The following is a 17,878-nucleotide window of genomic DNA, read 5'->3' on the forward strand; positions in this document are numbered from 1 at the left end:
ATCTTATCAACAACTCACAACATCTCATCACCCCTCCCCCCACTCTTCCCGTCTTGTGGGTGGTCTGCGCCCCGGGGGCCGCGCCCCCGCCGGCGACGGCGGCCGGGGCCCCAGGTGCTTTTGGGGGCAGGCCTGTTCAGTGGTGCGGACCCGGTGCGGGACGGGGCGGGGGAGGCGGCAGGTCGGCCGGCGGGGCCTCGCCCGGCCAGACCAGGAGGACCGGACAGGGCGCGTGGTCGACCACGAAACGGGTGGCGGGCCCGAGGCTGTGCGGACCCAGCCGGGAGCGGTCGCCGTCCCGCGCGCACACGAGCAGTCCGGCGTCCACGCAGGCCTCGACCACCTCGCGTTCCCGGCGCCCGTGCCGCAGGACCCGGCGGGCGGGACGGTCCAGACGCCGTGCGGCGGCGTCCAGGAGCTCGCGCGCCGCCGACTCGGACAGCACCTCGATCCGGTCGCCCGGATCGCGTTCGGGGTGGCCGCGGCCGAGCAGCCCGGCGAAGGCCCCGTGTGCCGTCTCGGCCACCGTGTCGTCGTGGACGAAGAGCAGGACGACCTCCTCGTCCGGCCGGGCGCGGGCCAGCGCGGCCTCCACGCAGGCGGGCCAGGTGCCCTCGGTGATCCAGACGACAACGCTCATGGACGGCTCCGGCTCTCCGGGTCGGCGACACCGACGGTGCGCGGCGATCGGGTGCAGCATCCCCCACCGCACCCGCGCGGCATGCGCGGACCCGCCCTGTCGCGAGGGGCATTGCGATCTATACGATTGCGTGTTCTAGGGACGTTGGGGGGAAGTTGCGCCAAGGGGTGGAAAGACGACACGGCCCGACAGGGAGCGACACGCGGCCGCGGTGCGCCGTCGCCGTGCTGGTCCGGTGCGCGAGGTGGGTCGCGCGCACCCTGCGCGGAGAGTTACAGGGCATCGTCCTCGACCCGGCGCGGCAGCTGCTGCTGCGCGGGCTGCCCGCGCTCACGCTGGCCTTCGTCGCCTCGTTCGGGGTGGTCTTCTTCCATGGGATCGCCCAGCACCGGACGGGTGTCGTGGTCGTCCGGCTGCTGGGCGGCGTCACCGCCGACCTGCCGCTGTGGCTGGCGCTGCTGCGCACCCCCGTGTCGTTGTACGTGCCCGCCCTGGACCTCCCGGTGTGGGCGGGCATCACCCAGCTGTTCCTCGCGTTCGCCCTCGCCGAACTCGCGCTGGGCCGGGGACGGACGCTGGCCGTGTCGTACGCGACCACCCTGGCCGGCACGCTGACGGTCCGGGTGATGATCGCCGCGGGCCCGGGCTGGCTCGGATTCGGGCTTCCGCCCGAGACCGGCCAGGTGCTGGACACCGGTCCGTCCGCCGCGGTCGTGGGCCTGTTCACCTATCTGTCGGTCATCCGGCGCGCCCCCGTCGTGTTCACCCTCACGGGGGGCTCGATGATCGTGGAGTCGATCGTCGAGCCCAATCTCGCGGGCCGAGAACATCTCATCGCGGTCGGCGCGGCGATCGTCCTCGGGCTGCTCCACGGGCGTTCGACCGCGGTGCGTCGGTGGATCGCGCTGCTGCTGCCGTGGCCCAGGCCCCGTCGCGCCGCCGGGCGGCGGGCGGTCCGCACCGTACCTGTGTCCGTGCCGGTGCCCCGGGCCCACGGCGGGCAGCCGCTGTCCCGCCCCGGCGCGGCGGCGTCGACGGGCGAGGAGATGAGCACCCCGCGATGAGCCGGTGAGGCGACGGCGGCGTGACGTCAGCGTGCGGGGTGCCGGTCGGACTCGCGAGCCCAGTGCAGGCCGAACAGAAGGAGGTCGGCCACGATGATCACGATGGCGATGGCCAGGAAGTGGGGGACCGCCAGCACCAGGCCGACGAAGCCAAGCACCACCGCCGCGAGGACCACGAGCAGGAAGAGCGCCATGGGAAACCACATCCTTGGGGCGCTGCTGCGGATGACGACTGCTGGTGATGGCCGGTGTCCGGTCGGCTCTCGGGCCATGCGACGAGGTGGGTCTGGGCGCGGCGAGCACGCGCGCGAGGACCACGAGGCAACTCTACGCCCGCCTTCCCCGCGACGCGCCTCCGCGCGGGGCGCGGTGCCGGGCTCACCGCTCGGCGCCGCCGTTGTCGTCGCGCAGCTTGCGCCACAGCCGCGTGCGGTGCAGCACGTACAGGGCGATGAGCAGGACGATCACCTGAAAGCCCACGGCGAGCAGCCAGAAGACGGCCCTGCTCTCCAGCTCGTCGGTCATGAAGGTGAAGTTCATGCCGAAGAACCCGGTGATGAACGTCAGCGGCAGGAAGATCGTGGACACGATGGCCAGTCGGTTGATCACCCCGTTCTGCTCACCGGACACGAGCGAGGAGTAGCTGGTGAAAGCCCGGCGGGTGGCGTCCTGGAGGGACTCGATGTCCGTCAGCACCAGCCTCGCCTGCTGCTGGAACGCGTAGGTCTGCTGCTTGCGCTCCTCCGGGAAGCTGCGGCTCATCATCCTCCGCGTCAGGGTCTCGTCCACCACCTGGAGGTAGGGCAGCAGGGTGTGGTGCAGCAGTGCCGCGTGCCGCCGCAGCCGGGCCAGGCGGTAGACCTGCTCGGGGCGCCGCTGCTCGAACATGGCGTCCTCGAGGTCCTCCACGGACAGCCGCGCCCGCAGCGCCGTCCGGCGAAAGGTCTCCAGTGCCTCCTGGAGCAGGAGGAACAGGACCGCCACCGTGTCGGCGGGGCGTTCGTGGGGCATCCGGGCGGCCAGGCTCCGCAGCAGTCCGATCGGTCCGCGGTGCACCGCGACCAGAAAGCGCTCGGTCACGAAGACATGGACATGGCTGACCCGGTCGCCCTCCACCATCACCGGCGCGATGAACCCGGCCCTGTCGCCCAGATAGTCCGCGCGCACCGCCTCGCCCACCCGGCCGAGCCATGCCAGTTCCTCCGGCTGCAGTCCGAGCTCGTGGGCGACCGGCCGCTCGCCGGGTGGAGGCTCCTCGGGCAGCTCGACGTCGACGAGCAGGCAGGACGCCGCCGCGAGGCGCTCCCGCGCCTCGGACACCCCGATGGGAACGACGACCCCGTCCGGGATGGTCACGACCGATACGATCATCGCCCCTCACCATGGATCGGCTGCGCTGCGTCCAGCCTGCGCAGCTCCCGGGCGCCTCGCACACGCACAGGGCCCTTCGCGCCGCGTGGCGGACCCCGAACGGGTGAGGGCCGCGCACGGCGGGCGGGTCCGGTCCGCGGCGGCCGGACCTGCGGGGCGGGGGACCGAGTGCGGGGCGCCCGGGAGCAGGCGGGAACCCGATGACAGGGCCTAGGCTCGAAGTGTGACCGAGGACGAGCACGGCGGCCCCGGGCCCCCGGACCGCGGACGAGGACACGGCGCGGCGGCGGGAGTGCCCGGCGGTACGCCGCGCGGGCGGACCGCGTTCGGGCTCGGCACGGACGGGCCGCGCGGGGACCCCCGCACCGGTCTGGTGAGGACCGCGGACGACGTGCGGGCAGATCCTTGGCCAGGTCGGACCATGGCCACCCGAGGATCACGAGTGCTAGAAATATCCCATGGCGAACCTTCTCGCCCGGTTTAGACGCATACCGTTGCGGTCGCTCGCCGGCAAGAGCCCGCGAAGCGTCGCCGGGCAGGTGTTCGTCCTGCAGGTGGCGCTCGTGGTCCTCCTTGTGCTCTGCGCGGTGTTCGCCCTCGTCCTGCAGTCGGAACGCGACACCGGCGAGGAGGCCAAGCGCCGCTCCATAGCCGTCGCCCAGACGTTCGCGCACGCTCCCGGCCTCCAGTCGGCGCTCCAGAGCCCCGATCCGTCCAAGGAGCTCCAACCGCTCACCGAGGAGGGGCGCAAGACGGCCGGCGTCGACTTCATCGTGGTGATGAACACCAAGGGCATCCGCTACACGCACCCCATTCCGAGCCGCATCGGAAAGCGCTTCGTGGGCACCATCGGCCCCTCCCTGGCCGGCAAGGTCTACACCGAGAGCGTCCACGGCCCCCTGGGCGAGGAGGTGCAGGCCACCGTCCCCGTCAGGAACGACCAGGGCAAGGTCATCGCGCTGGTCTCCGCCGGCCTCAAGGTCAAGAACGTGGCCCACGAGGTCGACCGCCAGCTGCCGATCATCCTGGCCGCGGGCGCCGGCGCGCTCGCCCTGGCCACCGGCGTGACCGCCCTCGTGAGCAAACGGCTGCGCCGCCAGACCCACAGCCTCGGCCCGGCCGAGATGACCCGTATGTACGAGCACCACGACGCGGTGCTGCACTCCGTGCGCGAGGGCGTGCTCATCGTGTCCGGCGACGGGCGGCTGCTGCTGGCCAACGACGAGGCCCGCAGGCTGCTGGAACTCCCGGCGGACGCCGAGGGGCGGCGCGTGAAGGACCTCGGGACCCTCGAACCCGAGACCACGGCCCTGCTCGTCTCCGGCCGCGAAGCCACCGACGAGGTGCATCTCTCCGGCGAGCGGCTGCTCGCGGTCAACCAGCGGCCCACCGACAAGGCCGGAGGCCCCAAGGGAACGGTGGTCACGCTGCGCGACTCCACCGAACTCCAGGCCGTCACCGGGCGGGCGGAGGTCGCCCGCGAACGGCTCAAACTGCTGTACGACGCCGGCCTGCGCATCGGAACCACCCTGGACGTGGCACGCACCGCCGACGAGCTGGCACGGGTGGCCGTACCGCGCTTCGCCGACTTCGTCACCGTGGACCTGGCCGACGCCGTCCTGCACGGCGAGGAGCCGGCCGCCACGGCCACCGACATGCGGCGCACGGCCGTGTGCGGGATCCGGGACGACGCCCCGCTCTACGAGAAGGGGCGGCTGATCGACTTCCTGCCCTCCACGCCCCAGGCACGCTCCTACGGAACCGGCCGCTCCTCCCTGGTCACCGACCTGTCGACGGCCACCGGCTGGCACGCGCAGGACCCCCAGCGCACCAGGGAGATCATCGACTACGGCATCCACTCCCTGATCGCGGCCCCGATCCAGGCCCGCGGCGTGGTGCTGGGCATGGCCAACTTCTGGCGGGGCAAGCGGCACGAGCCCTTCGACGAGGAGGAGCTGTCGCTCGCGGAGGAACTGGTGGCCCGCGCCGCCGTCAGCATCGACAACGCCCGCAGGTTCGCCCGCGAGCACGCGCTCGCGGTCACCCTGCAGCGCAGCCTGCTGCCCAGAGCCCTGCCCGAGCAGAGCGCCCTCGAGGTCGGCTACCGCTACCTTCCCGCGCAGTCGGGCGTCAGCGGGGACTGGTTCGACGTGATCCCGCTGCCGGGCAGCAGGGTGGCGCTGGCCGTCGGCGACGTGGTCGGACACGGGCTCCACGCCGCCGCCACCATGGGACGGCTGCGTACGGCGGTCCACAACTTCGCCACGCTCGACCTGCCCCCCGACGAACTGCTGAGCCATCTGGACGACCTCGTCGGCCGCATCGACCAGGACGAGGCGAGCGGCGAGCCGGCCGGGGTGGTGGGCGCCACCTGCCTGTACGCGATCTACGACCCGGTGGAGCGCCGCTGCACCATGGCGCGGGCCGGGCATCTGGCGCCCGCGCTCGTCCACCCCGACGGCAGCGTCACCTTCCCCGACCTGCCGACCGGGCCTCCGCTCGGTCTGGGCGGCATGCCGTTCCAGACGGCCGACCTCGACATCGCCGAGGGTGCCCAGCTCGTCCTGTACACCGACGGCCTGATCGAGGACCGCAGACGCGACCTGGACGTGGGCATGGAGATGCTGCGCGAGGCCCTGGCCGGGCACCCCGACAGGACGCCGGAGGAGAGCTGCCAGGCCGTGCTGGACGAACTGCTGCCCGCACGCCCCAAGGACGATGTCGCCCTGCTCATCGCCCGTACCCGGGGACTGCCCGCCGACCATGTGGCCGACTGGGACGTCGCCCAGGATCCGGCCGCCGTCTCGGGGATGCGCCTCGCCCTGTCCGACAAGCTGGAGGAGTGGGGGATCGCCGAACTCGGCTTCGGCATGGAACTCGTCCTGAGCGAGCTCATCACCAACGCCATCCGCTACGGCTCCGAGCCCATCCACGTCCGGCTGATCCGGGACCGCACGCTGACCTGCGAGGTGTCCGACGGCAGCAGCACCTCACCGCACCTGCGGTACGCGGCGACGATGGACGAGGGAGGCCGCGGACTGTTCCTGGTGTCCCAGATGACCGAACGCTGGGGAACGCGCTACACACCCCAGGGCAAGGTGATCTGGGCCGAGCAGTCCGTGCCGGAGGCGCCGGGGGACTTCGGCCTCGTCCGGCCCGACGAGGACGGGTCCCTCAGCGACGAGTCCCTGGCGGCCCTGGCCGACGAGCCCCTCACCGAGGAGGCCGCCTGCGACGGGTCCGGGCCGGGCGAGCCCCTCGCCGAGGACACGGCACCGGACGAACAGCACGGCGGCTCGCAGGCTCCGGTGTGATCCCGTGGCAGGCGGCCCGCACAGCTGTGACGATGGGTGGAGTCCCTGGGAGTCGACATGCCGATCAGCCGAATGGGAATCGTCGTGCACCAAGGCCGCCCGGAGGCGGTGGCCGGGGCCGCGACCGTGCGCGCCTGGTGCGCGCGGCACGACGCCGTCTGCGTCGACATCGACGTGTGGAAGGGGCAGGGCAGCCGCCACCACGCCCGCGAGGAGGCACGGGCGGCCGGCGCCCTCGACCTCATCATGACGCTCGGCGGGGACGGCACGTTCCTGCGGGGCGCGCGCGTCGCCGCCCAGAAGGACGTCCGGGTCCTGGGCGTCGACCTCGGCAAGGTCGGCTTCCTCACCGAGACACCGGTCGGCGAGGTGGAACGGGCACTGGACGCCGTGCACGCGGGGGAGTCCGCGTGCGAGGAACGCATGACGCTCACGATGCGCTCCTCACGGCTGCTGCAGATGCCCACCGAGGAGGAGGAGATCCTCTGCTACGGGCGCGGCCCGGCCCTGCCGCCCCCGCAGCCGCAGCCCGACACGGACGGAGACGACTCCTGGGGCATCGCGCTGGACGTCACCGCCCTGAACGACATCGTGGTGGAGAAACTGGCCCGCGACCGCCAGGTCAGCGTCGGCGTGTACATCGCCGGCCGACTGCTCGCCGCGTACTCGGCCGACGGCGTCATCCTGGCCACCCCCACGGGCTCGACCGCCTACAGCTTCGCCGCGGGCGGCCCGGTCCTCTCGCCCCGGATGCGGGCGGTCGTCTTCACCCCCGTCGCCCCGCACATGACCTTCAACCGCACGGTGATCGCCAACGCGGACGAGCCGATCGCCCTGCGCGTGCTGCGCCACTCGGGGCGCGCCGCGGTCAGCGTCGACGGGCAGCCGCGCGGCATCCTGGAGCCGGGGGACTGGATCGGCGTCCTCGCGGCCCCACGCCCGCTGCGCCTGGTCAGACTCTCCCCGGCCGACTTCTACGGCCGCCTGCGCGACCGCATGCGCCTGACCGACGCCCCCGCGACGGCGGCGGACGGCCAGGCGGCGCCGATGTTCCGCCCCACCAGCCCCCTCCCCGAGGACCTGCGCCACCTCCATCTCCAGCTCCCCCCGCCCCCGTGAGCCGGCGCACGACGAAGCACGACAGCGGGGTCACCGTCCACGATCGGACGGTGACCCCGCTGGAAGTGTGGTGCGGCGCTCCGCGCGTCAGCCCTTGAAGGTGTCCTTCGCCTTCTCCTTGGCCTGCCGCATGTCGCCCTTGGCCTTCTTGGCCTTGCCCTCGGCGGTCATCTTCTCGTTCCCGACCGCACGCCCGACCGTCTCCTTGGCCTTGCCCTGGGCCTGCTCCATCTTGGCCTTGGCCTTCTGGTCTCCAGCCACCGTCGATCACTCCACTCGCACTAGGCTTCAGCGTCACAGAACCGGGTGATCCAATGCGCGCCGCGTAAACCTCGTCGCGCCACATCGCCTCGCGGGATCAGTCCCGGATCAGTCCCACAGCGGATAGTTCACGACCGGGCCGAACCCCTCCGGCCTGCCCTGCGGGTAGACGAGGCTCATCCGGGTGTAGTGCCGCGTCTGAGGATGCTTCTTCCACGGCGCGGGGTGGTCGAGCCGCACGATGACCGGGTACGAGCGGAACGTGCCCGCCGCGCAGTAGGGCTTGCAGTCGTTCACCACGTTCACGCCCCGGGCCTCGGCCGAGGTCGACCCCCAGTGCGACCAGCTGAGCGAGACCAGACGGGAGTTGCCGTCGCCGCAGGCGATCAGGAAGTCGCCCGGTCGCACCTGCGGATGCCACATGCAGTCGACGACCACGGGACGCGCGCGCGTCGCCGGTACGGGGGCCGGGGCGGCGGACGCCGTTCCCGTCGCCGCGACCAGCGCCGGGACGGCACAGGTCATGACCGCTGTACTGACCGTACGACTGCGCATATCCGCTCCCGGTCGACGTGCTCCGGTCCGTGCCCTCGCCGAGGGATTCCGTGACGACGTTACGGCCCTGCCGGGGGATGCACCACTTGTATGGCGCAGGCTCACCCGACCGGTACCGATACGGAGCAAAGCCGCGCTCAGCCCGTGGTGTCCGTCCCGTTCCCGGCCATGCCCAGGGACCCGGGCCACGCCGCCGGCGTCACCGGTCCGGGCCAGGGCCGGTCGCCGGGTACCACGGACATCCGCGCCGTGGTCCGGGGCACGTCCCGGGGGACCGTGTCGACCAGCGCCCTGGCGAGCTCGTCCAGGCCGGCCTCCAGGGTGTCCAGAAGCTCCTCGTCCTGGCGGCGCAGCGCGCCGAGCAATTCCATGGCCCGCTCGTCGTCGGCGAGGGCGGCGACGTTCTCGCCGACCCGGCAGGCCGCCAGGGCGTGGGCGGTGGCCGCGTACTCGCCCTCGATCAGGAGCAGCAGATGGCGCGTGTCGGCCGGCCGCCCGCCCAGCAGCACCCCGGCGGCGAGCAGGGCGCAGACCTCGATGGGCAGATGCGCGGCGCGGATGGCACCCGCCGCGAGGGTGCGCGCGATGGCGGCGGCGTCGCCCGCCAGACGGCGCGGCCGCACGGCCCGTACATGGTCGTCGATGCGGGCCATGTGGCCCTGGGTACGGGCCAGGTGGCGCTGCATCGCCCGGCGGTGCGGGCCGGCGGGGGTGACGGCCATGTCCATCCGGAACCTGTCGATGACCGCGGCGTGGGTGTCCCGGGCGTCCTGGAGCGCAGGGATGAGGGCGTGCGTCGTCACTGTCATTGCCGTACTTCCTCGTGTGGCGTCCGTGGTGACCTCGGGGTCCGGGCCACCGCGTACGGCTGAGTGACCGGCCGGAGACGGGCCGGTGGAGCCCGGCACCCTGGGTGAGGCTGCGGCGGGATCCCTGCCCAGCGTGTGCGAACCGGCCCGAGATCGCCCGGCGGCCCGGTGCCCGCCGTGCGGTGCCCGGCACGGCCCCGCGCGGGCGCCGCGCGCGGGGCCGGGGCGCCCACCACGCGATTCGCCGCCGGCGCCCGCGCGGCGGCCCGGACCCGTCCCCCGGGCGGAACACCGGAATCGGCGCGCGCTCTCTGGTCCGTCCGGGTGGCCCGGCCCGCCTCCGGGGTCCGGGACGGGGTCGCCTTGACTTCGAGCGCACACGAAGTCCTAGCGTTCCTTCCACGTCCACGGGCAGGCGCGCCGTCGACCGGACGACACCGACACGGGAAAGGGCTGGGACGACTATGAACAAGCGCAGGCTGCGGGACCTGGAGGTTTCGGCCATCGGTCTCGGATGCATGGGAATGTCCGCCTTCTACGGCACCACCGATCAGGAGGAGGGCGTCAGGACCATCCGGCGCGCCCTGGAACTGGGCGTCGACTTCCTCGACACCGCCCAGCTCTACGGGCCGCTCACCAACGAGACGCTGATCGGCCAGGCGGTGAAGGGGCACCGCGACGAGTACGTGATCGCGACGAAGTTCAACTACCGCATGGACGACGCCGTCCCCGGCGACATGGGCTCCATCGGGCGCCAGGACGGCTCCGCGGACCATGTGCGCGACTCCATCCACGGCTCGCTCAAGCGGCTGGGCACCGACCACGTGGACCTGTACTACCAGCACCGCGTCGACCCGGACGTACCGATCGAGGAGACCGTCGGCGCGCTCGCGGAACTGGTCGCGGAGGGCAAGGTGCGGTACATCGGCCTGAGCGAGGCGGGGGCGGACACGATCCGCCGCGCCCACGCCGTCCATCCGATCACGGCGGTCCAGAGCGAGTACTCGATGTGGTCGCGCGACGTCGAGGCCGAGGTCCTGCCCACCTGCCGTGAGCTGGGCATCGGGTTCGTGCCCTACTCGCCCCTGGGACGCGGGTTCCTCGCGGGCCGCTTCGCCTCCCCGGACGACCTCGACGAGGGCGACTTCCGGCGTGGCGGCCCGCGGTTCACCGGGGACAACCTCACCGCGAACCTGCGTCTGGCCGAGAAGGTGAAGGAACTGGCGGCCCACAAGGGCGTGACGCCGGCGCAGCTCGCCCTCGCCTGGGTGCTGGCGCAGGGGGAGGACCTGGTCCCCATCCCGGGCACCAAGCGGCGCTCCTACCTGGAGCAGAACGCCGCCGCGGCGGACGTCGAACTGACCAAGGACGACCTCGCGACGATCGAGGCCGAACTCCCCGACGTCGCCGGGCAGCGCTACGACGAGGCCGGCATGCGGTCCGTGAACCGCTGACCCGCCGACGGGGTGTGACGGGGTGACGGGGTGGGTCAGCGGTCGCGGAAGAGCCGCTCCAGCACCACGGCCACCCCGTCCTCCTCGTTGGACACGGTGTGGTGCCGCACCGCGGCACGCACCGAGGGGTGGGCGTTGGCCATGGCGTAGCCGGACCCCGCCCACCGCAGAACGGCCAGGTCGTTCGGCATGTCCCCGAAGGCCACCACGTCCTCGGCGGTCAGCCCCCGGGACGCGCACAACGCGGCGAGCGTGTCGGCCTTGGTCACCCCGGGCGCGCTGATCTCCAGCAGTCCGCGGCCTCCCGAATGGGTGAAGTGCGCGTGGCCCGCGGCATCGCGCCGCGCGAGCGCGAGCAGGAACTCGGCCTCGTGCTCGGCGGAGTGGGCCAGGAGCTTCACGATGGGGGAGTCGAGCGTCCACAGGTCGGCCAGGCGCGGCACGGCGCGTTCGGCCTCCCCGCCGGGGGAGTGCCGTATCCGGTAGGACGGTTCGTAGTGGACGACGAGCCCCGCCTCCACCGCGAAGCCGATGCCCGGGACGGCCCCCGCCAGGGCGGTGGCGACCGCGCGGGCGGCGGACACGGTGAGCGGACGGGAGCGGACGACCCTCCGGGACCCGAGATCGTAGACCAGCGCTCCGTTGCTGCAGATCGCCGATCCGCCGAGCCCCGTGCGGGCCGCGATCGCGTCCACGTGGCGCGGCGGGCGCGCGGTGACGACGACGACGTCCGCGCCCGCGGCCACCGCGGTGCGCAGTGCGCGCAGGGTGCGCGGGGAGACGGTGCCGTCCCGGCGCAGCAGCGTGCCGTCGAGGTCGGTGGCGATCAGCCTGGGCGGGCGCGTGGGCACCGCGGCATCGTAGCCCCCGCCGCGGCCCGGCGCGCCGCGCACCTCAGGGACTCACCTCGTCGCCGGGCCCGCGTCCTCGCGCGCCAGCCACTCGGCCAGGGCCCGGGCGATCGGCTGGCCCGTGTCCAGTTCCACGAACCCGAACTGGCCCGACTGGTTGCATTCGAGGAACCACCACACCCCGTCCGCGTCCTCGGCGAAGTCGAAGGCCCCGTAGGCGAGTTCGGCCTGGCGCAGATAGGCGCGCACGGCCTCGGCGACACGGGGCGGGGTGGTGACCGGGCGCCAGGGGCCGGTGGAGGGCGCGAACCGGACGTCCACGTCCTCGGCGTCCGGGACGGCCGGTTTGCGGGCGGCCAGCAGCCGGTCGCCCACGGCGGTGAGGCGGATGTCGGCGCTCTTGGCGATCCGCCGCTGGAGCAGCGTGGGCCCGAACGCGACCGCGGAGAAGTCGGTGTCCGGGGCGATCCGGGTGGTGGGCACCGCCATCGGGGGATCGGTGGGGTGGGTGCCGGAGACGGGCTTGACCACCAGGTCCCCGAAGCGTGCGGCGAAGTCCCGGGCGGCTCCGGGGACGGTGGTGATCAGGGTGGCCGGCACGGGCAGGCCGCTGTGCTGGGCCACCCGCAGCTGCCAGGGCTTGCGGCGGGCCCGGCGCGCCGCGTCGGGACGGTTCATCCAGCGGGTGCCGGTGGCGTCCAGCATCCCGTAGAGAGCCTGCGAGGACTCCTCGGTCAGCCAGGCCGAGGGTTCGGCGGCCGACGAGCCGGGGTCGCCGGGCCTGCGCACCCAGACGGACCGCACCTCCCGGGTGCTCACCCGTCTGTCACCGACCCGCAGGTGCCCCTCGAAGGCTCCGTCGGCGTACTCGCCCGACAGGGCGATGCCCCCGGGGAAGTCCGCCGGGTCGAGCCGGAGCAGCGGGACACCGGCCCCGTTCAGTTCCGCGACGACCATGTCGGCCGTCACATCCTGTTGACACGTAAGGATCAGCACGGTCATCTTCGGCGGTCCGCGTTCAGTCGTCGAAGTGGGTCTTCGACCCGGCGGTGGAGGTCGTGGCCGCCCAGTCCCGCAACACCGCGTATGCATGGGCGGCGATCCGGCCATCCGCGAGCACGTTCAACTGCAGTCCGGAATCGTAGCTGTACGGAGTGCTGACATTCGAATCCTCAGCACGGCGAGCGTAGTTGAGTGCGAACGGCCGCATGGTCTCTCCTTGTTCGGAGCTTCTTTCGAGCAAGCGGATGGTCACGCTCCGCAGTTGACACCCAACTGCCGGGCGCGGTCCTTCCAGGGGTTCCCACGGAGTTATACGAATCGAACGAGTGAATGGTTGCCTCACGGTGTGTCACGGTGGGCCGCCCTCGCCTCTTCCGCCCCGGCGGCCCCGCCGGACCCGCGGCCGGGCGCACTCCGCCGCCCGTGACGCGTGCCGGGGCTTCGCGGATCCCGCGCGCCCGACGCCGGTAGGGTCACCCGCTGCGGCAGGGCGCCGCCGCGTGAAGGGAGCGAAGACCATGAGCGAACCCACGGACGCCACGGGCGGCGGTGTCCGGGCCGGGGACTGGCTGCGCACGATGGTCCGGCGCGATCCGGCCCAACCGCACCGCGTCGCCACCCCGCTGGAGCTCCTGTTCGACCTCTGCTTCGTGGTGGCCGTCGCCCAGGCCGGCGGCAGGCTGGTGCACGCCGTGGCCGAGGGCCGGGCCGGGCACGGCGTCGCCGGGTACGCCATGATCTTCTTCGCCATCTGGTGGGCCTGGATGAACTTCACCTGGTTCGCCTCGGCGTACGACACCGACGACGTGCCCTACCGGGTCACCACGCTGGTGCAGATCGCGGGCGTGCTCATCCTGGCGGCCGGGGTGCCGCGCGCCTTCGACACCGCCGACTACTCGATCGTCGTGGTCGGCTATGTCGTCATGCGACTGGCGCTGACCACCCAGTGGCTGCGGGCGGCCCGCGGTGAGCGGGGCGGCGCCCGCACCACCGCCCTGCGCTACGCCGGCGGTGTCGTCCTGGTGCAGAGCGGCTGGGTGGCGTTCGGCCTCCTGCCGCGCGGCGACGCCCAACTGTGGGTGTTCCTGGTGCTCGTGGCGGCGGAACTCGCCGTGCCGGTGCTCGCCGAGCGCAGCGGCCCCACCCCGTGGCATCCCCACCACATCGCCGAACGCTACGGCCTGTTCACCTTGATCGTCCTCGGCGAGACGATCGCCGCGGCCACCGCGGCGGTGCAGCGGGCCCTGGACCGGGGCGGCTCGACGGAGCTGCTGCCCATCGCGGCGGGCGGGCTGCTGATCGTGTTCTGCGCCTACTGGATCTACTTCGTCGTGCCCATCCACGAACACCTCAGTTCGAGCCGGCGCGCCTTCCTGTGGGGCTACGGCCACTACCTCGTCTTCTCCCTGGCGGCCGCCATCGGCGCGGGTCTGCAGGTGGCCATCGAGCAGGTCACCGGCCTGGCCCCCATCGGCACCACGGGCGGCGCGCTGGCGGTCACCGTGCCCACGGCGGGCTTCGTCCTCTTCACCTGGCTGCTGCACGCCCGCCACCACAAGCCGTCCGCCGGGCGGCAGGCGGTCCTGCCGCTGACCGCGGCCGCGATCCTCGCCTGCACGTTCGCGGGGAGATGGGCGGTGCTGTGCGCCGGGCTCGCCGCGGCACTCGGCGTGGGCGTGTCCCTGGCCCTGGCCGCCGCACCCCGGGCGCGGCTCGTGTCGAAACCGTGATCGTCGGGCCTCGCACCCCTGCTCACCTGCGCGGTCGTACACCCCGCCATGACCTGCACACTCGGTGTATACATGCCGGGTATACACGGTGTGTAGAGTAAGGCCATGTCCATCGGTCACACCCTTCTGGGACTCCTGGAGTCCGGCCCGCGACACGGTTACGACCTCAAGCGGGCCTTCGACGAGAAATTCGGCCACGACCGGCCGCTCCACTACGGCCAGGTCTACTCGACGATGTCCCGGCTGCTGAAGAACGGCCTCGTCGAGGTCGACGGCATCGAGACCGGCGGCGGCCCCGAGCGCAAGCGCTACGCGATCACCGACGCCGGCATCACCGATGTGGAGCGGTGGCTCGCGTCCCCGGAGAAGCCGGAGGAGTACCTCCAGTCGACCCTCTACACCAAGGTCGTCCTCGCCCTCCTGACCCGTCGCGACGCCACCGAGATCCTCGACACCCAGCGCTCGGAGCACCTGCGCAGCATGCGCATCCTGACCGATCGCAAGCGCAGGGGTGATCTGGCGGACCAGCTGGTCTGCGACCACGCCCTGTTCCACCTGGAGGCGGACCTGCGCTGGCTGGAGCTGACCGCCGCCCGACTCGACAAGCTCCGTGAGGCTGTGGCCCGATGACGATCCCTCCTTCCGGTTCCCTGCTCACCGCGCACGACCTGCGCAAGGCGTACGGGCCGACGCACGCGCTGGACGGCGCCGAGTTCTCCATCCACCCCGGCGAGGTCGTCGCCGTCATGGGCCCGTCCGGGTCCGGCAAGTCGACGCTGCTGCACTGCCTCGCGGGCATCGTGCCGCCCGACTCCGGGTCGATCACCTACAACGGGCAGGAGATGGCGAGGGCGAGCGACGCCCGGCGCAGCGCGTTGCGCCGCTCCGAGTTCGGGTTCGTGTTCCAGTTCGGGCAGTTGGTGCCGGAGCTGACCTGTGTGGAGAACGTCGCGCTGCCGCTGCGGTTGAACGGCACCTCCCGCAAGGAGGCGGAGCGGACCGCGCTCGGCTGGATGGAGCGGCTGGAGGTCGACGACCTGAAGGGCAAGCGGCCGGGCGAGGTCTCCGGCGGCCAGGGCCAGCGGGTCGCCGTGGCCCGTGCGCTCGTCACCGGACCGCGGGTGGTGTTCGCGGACGAGCCGACCGGCGCGCTCGACTCCTACAACGGCGAGCGGGTGATGGAGCTGCTCACCGACGCGGCGCGCTCCACCAACGCCGCCGTCGTCCTGGTCACCCACGAGGCACGGGTGGCCGCCTACTCCGACCGCGAGATCGTCGTGCGCGACGGCCGCACCCGGGACATGGAGCGCGCCATATGACCCCGCGCAAGTGGGCCGAGGACCTGGCCATGGGAGCCCGGTTCGCCGTCTGCGGCGGGCGCGAGGGCTGGCTCCGGATGACGCTGACGGCGGTCGGCGTCGGCCTCGGCGTCGCCCTGCTCCTGCTGTGCACCGCGATCCCCCACGTGTTCGCCGCCCGCGGCGAGGTGGAGAACTCCCGCTACGACTACGCGTACGCGGACAAGCCCCCGGCGAAGGCCGACAACACCTTCCTGGTGGCCCACACCGACACCACCTGGCACGACGACGACATCCGCGGCCGGCTCCTCGAACCGGAGGGCGAGGCGGCGCCGCTGCCCCCCGGAGTCGACAGCTTCCCGGCCAAGGGCGAGATGGTCGTCTCCCCGGCGCTCAGGGACCTGCTGGAATCGGCCGACGCGAAGCTGCTGCGGGAGCGGCTGCCGTACCGGATCACCGGCACGATCGGCGAGAGCGGGCTCATCGGCTCGCACGAACTGGCCTACTACGCGGGCGCCTCGGGAATGAAGGCCACCGGGCTCTCCTCGGTGACGCGGCTGAGCAGGTACGCCAAACCGGACGTTCAGCCGGGGAAGACCGACCCGGTACTGATCATGATGGTCCTGGTCGTGTTCGTGGTGCTGCTGACGCCGGTCGCCGTGTTCATCGCGGCCGCCGTCCGCTTCGGCGGCGAACGCCGCGACCGTCGACTGGCCGCGCTGCGCCTGGTCGGCTCGGACCGCAACATGACCCGCCGGATCGCGGCGGGCGAGGCACTCGCCGGAGCCGTGCTCGGCCTGGTCGTGGGCACCGGCTTCTTCCTGCTCGGACGCCAGACCCTCGGCACCGTGGAAATACTGGGCGTGAGCGTCTGGCCCAGCTACCTCGACCCCTCTCCCGGGCTCGCCGCGCTGGTCGCGGTCACGGTCCCGGTCGCGGCCGTGCTGGTCACGCTCCTCGCGATGCGCGGCGTGGTGGTGGAACCCCTCGGCGTCGTGCGCGCGGCCAGACAGCGCCGCCGCAGGCTGTGGTGGCGGCTGCTGCCGCCGCTGGCCGGCCTCGCGATGCTCTACCCGATGGTCGGGCAGGGCCACAAGAACGGGGACTTCAACCAGTACCTCGTCATCGGCGGCGTGCTCCTCCTGCTGATCGGCATCACCGCCCTGCTGCCCTGGGTCGTGGAAGCGGCCGTCGTCCGACTCGGCAAGGGCTCCGTGTCCTGGCAGCTGGCGGTACGACGGCTGCAGCTGAGCAGCGGCACGGCCGCCCGCATGGTCAACGGCATCGCCGTCGCCGTGGCCGGGGCCATCGCCCTGCAGATGCTGTTCACGGGAACGCAGAGCCAGTACACCAAGTCCACCGGCAAGAACCCCGAGCGGGTCCAGATGCAGGTCGACTTCAGCGACCCCAGGCCGCTGTCCGGCGTCGCGGGTGCCCTGACCGGCACCAAGGGGGTGCGGGCCGCGGTGGCCCTCGCCCGCGTGGAGTACGGAGACGCGCGCCGCAACCCGAAGAACGGCAACGGCGCGACCGTGGGCGACTGCGACGCCCTGCGCGAGGTCGCCACGCTGCCCTCCTGCAAGGACGGCGACGTGTTCGTCACGCGAACGAGGGCAGGCTACGCCGACCCCGACAACGCCGCCGAGATCGCCCTGGTGAAGCCCGGCCGGCTGCTCTACCTCCAGCCGTCGCAGGACGGCGCCGCGCGTGGCCTCGAAGTGCCCTGGACCGTCCCGGCGAACCTCCGGGTGGTGGACGCACGCACGGACTCACTGCCGAACTACAACAGCCTGCTGGTCACCCCCGCCGCCCTGCCCGACAGGGCCGCACCCGCGATCGCCTCGGACGGCGTCTACGTGCGTCTGGACCCGTCCGTGCCGGACTCGCGGGAGTACGTGCGCAACGCCGTCGCCCGCGTCGACCCCCTGGCGCAGATCTACGGCTGGACGGCGACCCAGGAGGACGCGAAGTACGCCTCCATCCGGACCGGCCTGCTCGTCGGCTCCGCCTTCGTGCTGGTACTGATCGGCGCGAGCCTGCTGGTCTCCCAGCTGGAACAGCTGCGCGAGCGCAGGAAGCTGCTCTCCGCGCTGGTCGCCTTCGGCACCCGGCGCCGCACGCTCAGCCTGTCCGTGCTGTGGCAGACGGGCCTGCCCGTCGGACTCGGCCTCGTCCTCGCCACGACGATCGGCGTCACCCTGGGCGCGGTCCTGCTGAAGATGAGCGGTACACCGGTGACCATGGACTGGGCGAGCGTGCTCACCATGACCGGTGTGGGCGCGGCCGTGGTCGGCGTGGTCACGCTGCTCAGCCTGCCGCCGCTGCTGCGCATGATGCGCCCCGAGGGCCTGCGCACGGAGTAGCCCCGAGCCGTCCCGTGAAGTGGGCTCCTCCCGTCGGCCTGTCAGCC

General features: G+C 72.6%; 17 protein-coding genes. 8 read left to right on the forward strand and 9 right to left on the reverse strand.

Annotated elements, in window-relative coordinates:
- Positions 1-136 precede the first annotated feature (136 nt).
- Positions 137-640 carry a universal stress protein gene (locus AB0C59_RS19460; RefSeq protein WP_363006113.1) on the reverse strand — a complete coding sequence of 168 codons (504 nt, stop codon included), beginning with the start codon at positions 638-640 and terminating at the stop codon, positions 137-139.
- A gap of 224 nt (positions 641-864) precedes the next feature.
- Between AB0C59_RS19460 and AB0C59_RS19465 the strand changes: the two genes are divergently transcribed.
- Positions 865-1,704: a hypothetical protein gene (locus AB0C59_RS19465; protein ID WP_363006115.1), complete on the forward strand. Its 840-nt coding sequence runs from the start codon at positions 865-867 to the stop codon at positions 1,702-1,704.
- Between the two features lie 26 nt (positions 1,705-1,730).
- On the opposite strand, the gene AB0C59_RS19470 is transcribed toward AB0C59_RS19465, so the two are convergent.
- Positions 1,731-1,898 (reverse strand): hypothetical protein, encoded by a 168-nt coding sequence (locus AB0C59_RS19470; RefSeq protein ID WP_363006117.1) that lies wholly within the window; start codon positions 1,896-1,898, stop codon positions 1,731-1,733.
- Positions 1,899-2,082: 184 nt separating this feature from the next.
- Positions 2,083-3,075 carry a CorA family divalent cation transporter gene (locus AB0C59_RS19475; protein ID WP_363006119.1) on the reverse strand — a complete coding sequence of 331 codons (993 nt, stop codon included), beginning with the start codon at positions 3,073-3,075 and terminating at the stop codon, positions 2,083-2,085.
- Positions 3,076-3,533: 458 nt separating this feature from the next.
- On the opposite strand from AB0C59_RS19475, the gene AB0C59_RS19480 reads away from it, so the two are divergent.
- Both AB0C59_RS19480 and AB0C59_RS19485 read left to right on the forward strand, forming a co-directional pair.
- Positions 3,534-6,389: a SpoIIE family protein phosphatase gene (locus tag AB0C59_RS19480; protein WP_363006121.1), complete on the forward strand. Its 2,856-nt coding sequence runs from the start codon at positions 3,534-3,536 to the stop codon at positions 6,387-6,389.
- Positions 6,390-6,446: 57 nt separating this feature from the next.
- A complete protein-coding gene (locus AB0C59_RS19485; RefSeq protein WP_363006123.1) occupies positions 6,447-7,508 on the forward strand; it encodes an NAD(+)/NADH kinase in 1,062 nt (353 codons plus the stop codon).
- Between the two features lie 87 nt (positions 7,509-7,595).
- Here AB0C59_RS19485 and AB0C59_RS19490 read toward each other — a convergent pair whose 3' ends face one another.
- From AB0C59_RS19490 to AB0C59_RS19500, 3 genes are all read right to left on the reverse strand, one after another.
- The gene (locus AB0C59_RS19490) at positions 7,596-7,769 is read right to left on the reverse strand and encodes a CsbD family protein (RefSeq protein ID WP_363006125.1); all 174 of its coding nucleotides are present in this window, start codon (positions 7,767-7,769) and stop codon (positions 7,596-7,598) included.
- Between the two features lie 108 nt (positions 7,770-7,877).
- Positions 7,878-8,294: a hypothetical protein gene (locus AB0C59_RS19495; RefSeq protein WP_363006127.1), complete on the reverse strand. Its 417-nt coding sequence runs from the start codon at positions 8,292-8,294 to the stop codon at positions 7,878-7,880.
- Between the two features lie 167 nt (positions 8,295-8,461).
- A complete protein-coding gene (locus tag AB0C59_RS19500) occupies positions 8,462-9,133 on the reverse strand; it encodes a hypothetical protein (protein WP_363006129.1) in 672 nt (223 codons plus the stop codon).
- A 464-nt stretch (positions 9,134-9,597) separates the two neighbouring features.
- Here AB0C59_RS19500 and AB0C59_RS19505 point away from each other — a divergent pair, with 464 nt between their 5' ends.
- Entirely contained in the window at positions 9,598-10,587 is a 990-nt protein-coding gene (locus AB0C59_RS19505) for an aldo/keto reductase (protein ID WP_363006131.1), read from the forward strand.
- Between the two features lie 35 nt (positions 10,588-10,622).
- Here AB0C59_RS19505 and AB0C59_RS19510 read toward each other — a convergent pair whose 3' ends face one another.
- From AB0C59_RS19510 to tgmA, 3 genes are read right to left on the reverse strand one after another with little or no spacing between them, the layout of a single operon-like run.
- The gene (locus AB0C59_RS19510) at positions 10,623-11,438 is read right to left on the reverse strand and encodes a Cof-type HAD-IIB family hydrolase (protein WP_363006133.1); all 816 of its coding nucleotides are present in this window, start codon (positions 11,436-11,438) and stop codon (positions 10,623-10,625) included.
- Positions 11,439-11,489: 51 nt separating this feature from the next.
- Entirely contained in the window at positions 11,490-12,440 is a 951-nt protein-coding gene (tgmB, locus tag AB0C59_RS19515; protein ID WP_363006135.1) for an ATP-grasp ribosomal peptide maturase, read from the reverse strand.
- 16 nt (positions 12,441-12,456) lie between these two features.
- On the reverse strand, positions 12,457-12,648 hold the full coding sequence (gene tgmA, locus AB0C59_RS19520; RefSeq protein ID WP_363006370.1) for a putative ATP-grasp-modified RiPP: 192 nt from the start codon (positions 12,646-12,648) through the stop codon (positions 12,457-12,459).
- A gap of 370 nt (positions 12,649-13,018) precedes the next feature.
- Between tgmA and AB0C59_RS19525 the strand changes: the two genes are divergently transcribed.
- The 4 genes from AB0C59_RS19525 to AB0C59_RS19540 all read left to right on the forward strand — a co-directional run bounded on the left by AB0C59_RS19525 (position 13,019) and on the right by AB0C59_RS19540 (position 17,831).
- The gene (locus tag AB0C59_RS19525) at positions 13,019-14,170 is read left to right on the forward strand and encodes a low temperature requirement protein A (RefSeq protein WP_363006372.1); all 1,152 of its coding nucleotides are present in this window, start codon (positions 13,019-13,021) and stop codon (positions 14,168-14,170) included.
- Positions 14,171-14,275: 105 nt separating this feature from the next.
- Entirely contained in the window at positions 14,276-14,800 is a 525-nt protein-coding gene (locus AB0C59_RS19530) for a PadR family transcriptional regulator (protein WP_363006137.1), read from the forward strand.
- On the forward strand, positions 14,797-15,489 hold the full coding sequence (locus AB0C59_RS19535; RefSeq protein WP_363006139.1) for an ABC transporter ATP-binding protein: 693 nt from the start codon (positions 14,797-14,799) through the stop codon (positions 15,487-15,489). Before AB0C59_RS19530 ends, AB0C59_RS19535 begins: the two co-directional genes overlap by 4 nt.
- Positions 15,486-17,831 (forward strand): FtsX-like permease family protein, encoded by a 2,346-nt coding sequence (locus AB0C59_RS19540; protein ID WP_363006141.1) that lies wholly within the window; start codon positions 15,486-15,488, stop codon positions 17,829-17,831. The genes AB0C59_RS19535 and AB0C59_RS19540 overlap by 4 nt, the downstream gene beginning before the upstream one ends.
- Positions 17,832-17,878: the final 47 nt, after the last annotated feature.

It is taken from the genome of Streptomyces sp. NPDC048664 (assembly GCF_040650555.1).
Taxonomy (GTDB): Bacteria; Actinomycetota; Actinomycetes; order Streptomycetales; family Streptomycetaceae; genus Streptomyces.